At 71.2% G+C, this 6,398-nt stretch carries 7 protein-coding genes; 2 read left to right on the top strand and 5 right to left on the bottom strand.

The features are described from left to right. From D7V97_RS38320 to D7V97_RS38310, 3 genes are all read right to left on the bottom strand, one after another. The coding region (locus D7V97_RS38320) for an ATP-binding protein (RefSeq protein WP_120615538.1) at positions 1–1,989 on the bottom strand (1,989 nt) is incomplete at its 3' end. Continuing rightward, positions 1,989–2,363 carry a response regulator gene (locus D7V97_RS38315; RefSeq protein WP_120615537.1) on the bottom strand — a complete coding sequence of 125 codons (375 nt, stop codon included), beginning with the start codon at positions 2,361–2,363 and terminating at the stop codon, positions 1,989–1,991. The genes D7V97_RS38320 and D7V97_RS38315, both read right to left, overlap by 1 nt. Positions 2,364–2,439: 76 nt before the next feature. Then, positions 2,440–4,026 (bottom strand): ATP-binding protein, encoded by a 1,587-nt coding sequence (locus D7V97_RS38310; protein WP_120615536.1) that lies wholly within the window; start codon positions 4,024–4,026, stop codon positions 2,440–2,442. Positions 4,027–4,202: 176 nt separating this feature from the next. Between D7V97_RS38310 and D7V97_RS38305 the strand changes: the two genes are divergently transcribed. Then, positions 4,203–4,856 (top strand): hypothetical protein, encoded by a 654-nt coding sequence (locus D7V97_RS38305; protein WP_233583503.1) that lies wholly within the window; start codon positions 4,203–4,205, stop codon positions 4,854–4,856. A 47-nt stretch (positions 4,857–4,903) separates the two neighbouring features. Further along, positions 4,904–5,290, top strand: coding sequence for a hypothetical protein (locus tag D7V97_RS38300; protein ID WP_233583502.1), 387 nt, complete (start codon positions 4,904–4,906; stop codon positions 5,288–5,290). A 31-nt stretch (positions 5,291–5,321) separates the two neighbouring features. On the opposite strand, the gene D7V97_RS38295 is transcribed toward D7V97_RS38300, so the two are convergent. Then, complete coding sequence (locus tag D7V97_RS38295; protein WP_233583501.1) at positions 5,322–5,774, bottom strand: helix-turn-helix domain-containing protein; 453 nt, start codon at positions 5,772–5,774, stop codon at positions 5,322–5,324. A 68-nt stretch (positions 5,775–5,842) separates the two neighbouring features. After that, a complete protein-coding gene (locus tag D7V97_RS38290) occupies positions 5,843–6,220 on the bottom strand; it encodes a helix-turn-helix domain-containing protein (protein WP_120615533.1) in 378 nt (125 codons plus the stop codon). Between the last annotated feature and the right edge of the window lie 178 nt (positions 6,221–6,398).

Raw genomic sequence — 6,398 nt, 5'->3', positions numbered from 1 at the left:
GGCCGGGGCGCGCAGGGCCTCCAGGCTGAAGTGGAAGGTGGCGCCCTCGCCCGGGCGGCTCAGCACTTCGATGCGGCCGCCGTGCTGCTCCACGATGGCCTGCGAGATGGCGAGCCCCAGGCCGGTGCCGCCCTTGGAGCGGGTGTCGGACGCGTCCAGTTGCTGGAAGCGGCCGAAGAGGCGGCCCATCTTCTCCTCGGGGATGCCGGGGCCCTGGTCGGTGACGCTGAAGCGCACGCGCCCGTCCTCCATCCCGGCCGCCGCCACCACCACGCTGGCGCCCGGGGGGGAGAACTTCACCGCGTTGGAGACGAGGTTCGTGAGCACCTGGATGAGCCGGTCGCGGTCGCCCTTCACCTGCGGCGCGCCCTCCACGTCCGAGCGCAGCGTGACCTGCGCGGTCTCCGCCATGCCCTGCACGCCCAGCAGCGTGGCCTCCACCAGGTCCTGGGCCGTCTGCGGTTGCAGCTTCAGCTCCAGCATCCCCGACTCCATCTTCTCCAGGTCGAGGATTTCATTGATGAGGCGGATGAGGCGCTCCGTGTTGGTGCGCGCGATGCGCACCATGTCCAGCGCCTGCGCGGGCAGCTCCCCCACGATGCCGCCCTCCAGCAGGCCCAGCGAGCCGCGGATGGAGGTGAGCGGGGTGCGCAGCTCGTGGCTCACGGTGGAGATGAACTCGTTCTTCATCCGCTCCACGGTCTTGCGCTCGGTGAGGTCGCGCACGAAGACGGTGACGCGCGGGGGGCCGTCCGCGTGCACGCGCGCGAAGGTGAGCTCCGCGGGGAACACGCCGCCGTCGGCGCGCAGGCACGGGGACTCCACGCGCGCGGCCGGGCCGTCGTCCCGCTGGAGCGCGGCGCGGACGCTGTCGCGCTGGGCCGCCGGCAGGGACGCGGGCAGCGCGAGCGTGAGGAAGTCCGCGCCCACCGCCTGCACGGACCGCAGGCGGAAGTGGGCCTCCGCGGACGGGTTGAACTCCACCACGCGGCCGACCTCGTCCAGCACCACGATGCCGTCCGGGGACGCCTCCAGGATGGCGGCCTTGCGCGCGTCGCTGGCCCGCGCCTCCGCGCTCGCGGCGGACAGCGCCTGGGTGCGCTCCGCCACGCGCGCCTCCAGGCCCCGGTTGAGCTCGCCCAGCGCCGCCGACGCCCGCGCCAGCCGCACCAGCACGACGAACACGTAGCCCACCAGCAGCAGCGACACGCCGAAGAGGACGATGCGCGTGCGCTCCGCGCGCGACTGGGACTGCTCCTGGAGCTGGAGGTAGGTGCTGATGAGGCGCTCGGCCTCGCTGCTGGCGCTGTGGTCCAGGAGCGCCTGGAAGGACGCGTCCGCGGAGCGGGAGAGCGCCGCCAGCTCCCGTGTCCGGGCGGCCAGGTCGTCCAGCGCGGCGTTGGCGGCGGCGGACAGCGGCGGGCCCTTGCGCAGGTGGGCGAGGCGCTCCAGCGCGCCCTCCACCCGCGCGCCGAAGCGCTCCTCGGAGGGCCGGGACGCGGTGAGCACGTCCACGCCCAGCGCCTCCACCTGTTCGCGCAGCGCGCCCGGGGGCAGCGCGGCGGCGGTGGCGAAGACGCTCTGGGGGAAGGTCTGGCGCAGGGCCGCGATGCGGGCGTCCTGTTCGCGGGCGGTGGCCAGCAGGGTGCGCGAGTCCTCCAGCGCGCGCAGGTAGGCGTCCAGGGACGCGGTGAGCGAGCGGAGGCCCTCGCCCGACAGGAAGCCCGGCATCACCCGCAACGCGCGGGCGCGGGCGGCCAGCGCGTCGAAGTCGTGACCCTGCGTGCCGTGCGTCTCGCGCATGCCCAGGCGCTGACGCAGCACGTCCACCTCCAGCTGCGCGGTGGCCACGCGCAGCTGCCGCAGCTGGCCGCGGTAGCGGTCGTGTTCGGCGGTGGAGCCCGGGCGCCCCAGGATGAAGAGGGTGCACAGCAGCAGCAGGGCCCCCGCTGCCAGCGCGGCGGAGCGCTTGGACAGGCGAGGCTCCATCAAGGCACCAGCCGGCGGATTTCCTGCGGCAGCGTCATGGGGTCGAACGGCTTGCCGATGACGCCCACCGCGCCCAGCTCCAGGTAGCGCGCCACCTCCTGCTTCTGGATCTTCGCGGTCATGAAGATGATGGGCGTGTTCGCGGTGGCGGGCTGGGCGCGCAGCCGGCCGAAGGTGGTGGGCCCGTCCATGCCGGGCATCATCACGTCCAGGAGGATGACGTCCGGGGCCTCCGCGCCCGCCTTCTCCAGGGCCTCCGCGCCCGAGGACGCGAGCACCGTCTTCCATCCCCCCACACGGCTGAGGCTCAGCTGCCCGATGGTGCGGATGTCGTCCTCGTCGTCGACGAGCAGGACCTTCTGGATGGTCGCCATGGGAGAGAGTGCGCCTCGGGGTGGGGAGTGGATCGCGTTACGGGTGGGGCCGGGGATTGGATCGCCGCACGGGCTTTCAGGACGTGGAGCCTGACGGGGGCGGGTCGCATTCGGGCAGGTCGAAGGAGAAGCGGGTGCCCTCGCCGGCCCGGGTGGTGAAGCGCAGGCTGCCCCCCATCCGGGCCACCAGCCCGTGGGCGATGCTCAGGCCCAGGCCGGTGCCGGGGCGCTTGCGGGTGTCGGAGGCGTCCGCCTGCGCGAACTTCTGGAAGACGCGGGACTGGAACGCCTCCGGGATGCCGGGGCCGCGGTCCGTCACCTCGACGCGCAGGGCGCCGGCCTCGCGGGTGAGGGAGAGGGTGACGCGCTCGCCCTGGGGGGAGAACTTGATGGCGTTGGACAGGAGGTTCGCGAGCACCTGGCTGAAGCGGTCCTCGTCCACGCGGGCGCGGGCGTCGGGGGCGTCCACGACCACGTCCAGGTGCACGCCGTATTCGGCCGCGTAGCCCTGGTGGGCCTGGAGCGCCTGGACGAGCAGCGGGGCCACGTCGGTGGTGGTCAGGTGGAGGTCCAGCCCGCCGGACTCCATCTTCTCCAGGTCGAGGATGTCGTTGATGAGGCGCAGCAGCCGCTCGCTGTTGCGGTGGGCGATGGTGACCATCTGCTCCACGGGCGGCGGCAGGGGGCCGGCGATGCCGCCGCACAAGAGGCCCAGGGAGCCGCGGATGGAGGTGAGCGGCGTGCGCAGCTCGTGGCTCACGGTGGAGATGAACTCGTTCTTCATCCGCTCCACGCGCTGGCGTTCGTCCTCCAGGAGTCGGGCTTGGGTGACGTCGCGGGCGACGGCGAAGAGCAGGCCCACGTCGGGGTCCGGGACGGCGCTCCACTGGAGCCAGCGCCAGGAGCCGTCCTGGCAGCGGGCGCGGTGTTCGAACTGGAGGACGGAGGCGCCTTCGGCGGCGCGGGCCAGGTGCCGGGCGGTGGCGGCGCGGTCCTCCTCCAGGGCCAGGTCCACGAGGGAGGTGGCGTAGAGCTCCGCCTCGGTGAAGCCGAGGGTGCGGCTCCAGGCCTTGGACAGGCGCAGGAAGGTGCCGTCCATGGCGGCGATGCAGAGCATGTCCCTGGACACTTCGAAGAAGCGCTCCTGCTGGGCGAGGGCCTCGCGGGCCTTGCTCTCGTCGAGCGAGTGGAGCTCCACCTCCACCCAGCCGGCCAGGTCCGCGAGCGCGGCGCGGTCCGCGTCGGAGAAGTCGCGAGGCTGGGTGTCGATGAGGCACAGCGTGCCCACGCGGCTGCCGTCGGAGGCCTGGAGGGGGTGGCCGGCGTAGAAGCGGATGAAGGGGGCGCCCAGCACGAGCGGGTTGTCGTGGAAGCGCGGGTCGTGCAGGGCGTTGGGCACGACGAGGCTGGCCGGGGAGAGGATGGCGTGGCCACAGAACGATACGTCGCGCGGCGTCTGGGGGGCGGCCAGTCCCTGCCGGGCCTTGAACCACTGCCGGTCCTCGTCCACCAGGGTGACGAGCGCGATGGGCACGCGGAACAGGTGGGAGGCGGCGCGCACGATGCGGTCGAAGCGCTCCTGCGCGGGCGTGTCCAGGAGGCACAGCGAGCGAAGGGCTCGCAGGCGCCGGGGCTCATCCTCGGGCGTCAGGGGAGGAAGCATGAAGGGGCATCCGTGTTACCCCACCTGTCTGGCATTGAGGAGGGGGGCGCTCACGATGGCCTGTCTCCGGGCCCGTGAAGCGTGCAGGCAGGCAGGAAATGGAGGGTGGAATTGAACCCTGGGGTTCTGGGAGTTACCGCCAGGCGCGTTTTCCGATTCTGTCCTAGAGAGCCTGGGTGCTCCGTCCAGGTCGTGAACTTCTGCTGTTGGTGGGTTTCCTCGTGGTGGGGTGCGCCGCCAATCCGAACATCCGGGTGCGCCGGACGTCGGACGGACGGTTGCAGGTAGACGGCCCACTCGCGGGTCCGTTTCCGGATACGGAAACCCTGGCGGCGCATGCGTGCGAGTTGATGACCGGCCAGGGTGGGGCTTCGGCCGGGATGGCGGGGTCGGAGTACTGCGCGCTGCACTACTACGCACCCGACGAGCAGGCCTACTACCTGAGCTATCTGTCCGACGTGAAGCGGCAGTTCGACACGACCGCGCAGAAGACCTGCGAGATGCCGGGGACGGTGAATGACCCCGCGCGCCGGACTGTCATCATCCTGGGCGGCGACCACACCCACCCGCACAATCGACGATTTTCGCGCGTCGACTTGAGCGGCCGATGGTATCCCGCCCGAGCGGTGGACAAGAAGACCGGGCAGGTCTTCGAGCGCGACCTCTATTTGTTCTTCAAGGAGGGCACCGGTGAGTGCCGCGCCTATCGCTTCAACTACGCCACCCGCGAAATCCTTGCCCTGCGCGAGGGCCGATGGGTTGTCATCGGACGCGTCGTCAACGATGAAGGCAGGATTGAAATGCTTGATGGGAAGGACTGGCTCCCTTGAACTTCCGGCCCCGCCATATGGCGCTGCTCCTCCTGTGCGGAGGCAGCGTGCTGCCAGGATGCTCCCTCCTCGGCTACTACAAATACGAGCGTGCTCCACGCGGCACGCTTGAACAGGCCGCGCAGATCAATTTCCCCAACTCCTATGAGGAAGGGACGCATCTGGATGGGCCCGCGCTGGCGGCCTTCATCGTCGCGCTCAACGAGTTCATCCCGCCCCACAGCAAGGCGGACACCGGCAACGAGGCGCTGACGAAGTGCCTGACCCGGCGTGACACGTACGACGCGACCGTCTTGAAGGCCAGCGACGACCTCTACTTCGTCAGCTTCTTTCCCAAGATCGAGCGATGTGGCATCCAACTGGAGATCCCCATCCTCGACGCGGGAGCGGACTATGCGATTGATCGCAACGGTCGCATTCTTGGCGAACTCTAGCCGCGGCCCGTGAACCGAAGCCCCGCGCGGCCTACCCCGCGCTCCGGCGCTTCTTCGCCTGCACGGGCGCCTTCTTCCGAGGCACCGGCGCGGCGGACGGCGCATCGGGCAGCACCGACACCACGGCCTTCACCACGCGCGCCACGGCCGTGAGCCTCGCGGGCTCCAGCTCCCGCAGCGTGCGCAGCAGCCGGCGCAGCTCCGCGGACTCCTCCTGCCGACCCGGCGGCGCTCGCGGCGGCACCGGCGACGGGCCCGGCCCCACGCCCAGCAGCACGTCCGCGGACACCGACAGCACGTCACACAGCCTGCGCAGGTTCTGCGCGCGAGGCAGCATCCGCCCCCGCTCCATCCGGCTGTAGACCTCCATGGCGATGCCCACGCGCTCCGCCACGTCCGCCTGCGTGAGTCCCAACCGCATCCGCGCATCCCGCGCGGCGGCTCCAAACACCGTGTTCAGCTTCTCGTTGACGGGGGCGGGCACGGCCAAAACCTTGCACCTCTCCCCCGGCACGCAAGTTTTCGGGCCCGCCCACCCCGGGGCGCCAGACATCAGCGGTCGCGCAGCGCCAGCGCCCCCTGGATGACCAGCCCCACCGCCCGGAGGTCCGTTTCGTCCAGCGGCCGCAGGACCCGCACCAGCCGTCGCAGGGACGGCGGGTCCTCCTCCCGGTCCGCCAGCGCCACCGTGCGCGCCTCGTCCGGCAGCGACGGCCCGTCCAATCCCAGCAGCGTGTCCGCCCGGATGCGCAACACCATGCTCAGCCGCCGCAGCGTCGTGGAGCTGGGCAACACCCGCCCCCGCTCCATCCGGCTGTAGACCTCCATGGCGATGCCCACCTGGCTGGCGACGTCGCCCTGGGTCAATCCCTGCCGCTCACGGGCCGCGCGCGCCGCCATGCCCACCGTGATGGCCAGCTCCTCGTTCATTGCCGCTCACCACCCTGGCCGGACCGTGTTCCCCGTGAAGTCAGGTGTCCGGCACCCTACCTGACATGGCGCCCACACTACCCCAAGGGACATCCTCCGTGCTATGGACCTCCCAGGTCCTATCGACCTTTCCCTCCATGCGTCCGCCCAGCCACGTCCCCCGTCCCGCATTGAACCC

This window comes from Corallococcus sp. CA053C (genome assembly GCF_003611675.1).
Classification (GTDB): Bacteria; Myxococcota; Myxococcia; order Myxococcales; family Myxococcaceae; genus Corallococcus.
The sequence above is the reverse complement of the archived record's forward strand: the minus strand, read 5'-3'. Positions and strand labels throughout refer to the sequence as shown.

Excerpts from the sequence above, each read along its gene's own strand:
- D7V97_RS38310 (WP_120615536.1), bottom strand. The coding sequence starts at position 4,026 with ATGCTTCCTCCCCTGACGCCCGAGGATGAGCCCCGGCGCCTGCGAGCC.
- D7V97_RS38315 (WP_120615537.1), bottom strand. The coding sequence starts at position 2,363 with ATGGCGACCATCCAGAAGGTCCTGCTCGTCGACGACGAGGACGACATC.
- D7V97_RS38290 (WP_120615533.1), bottom strand. The coding sequence starts at position 6,220 with ATGAACGAGGAGCTGGCCATCACGGTGGGCATGGCGGCGCGCGCGGCC.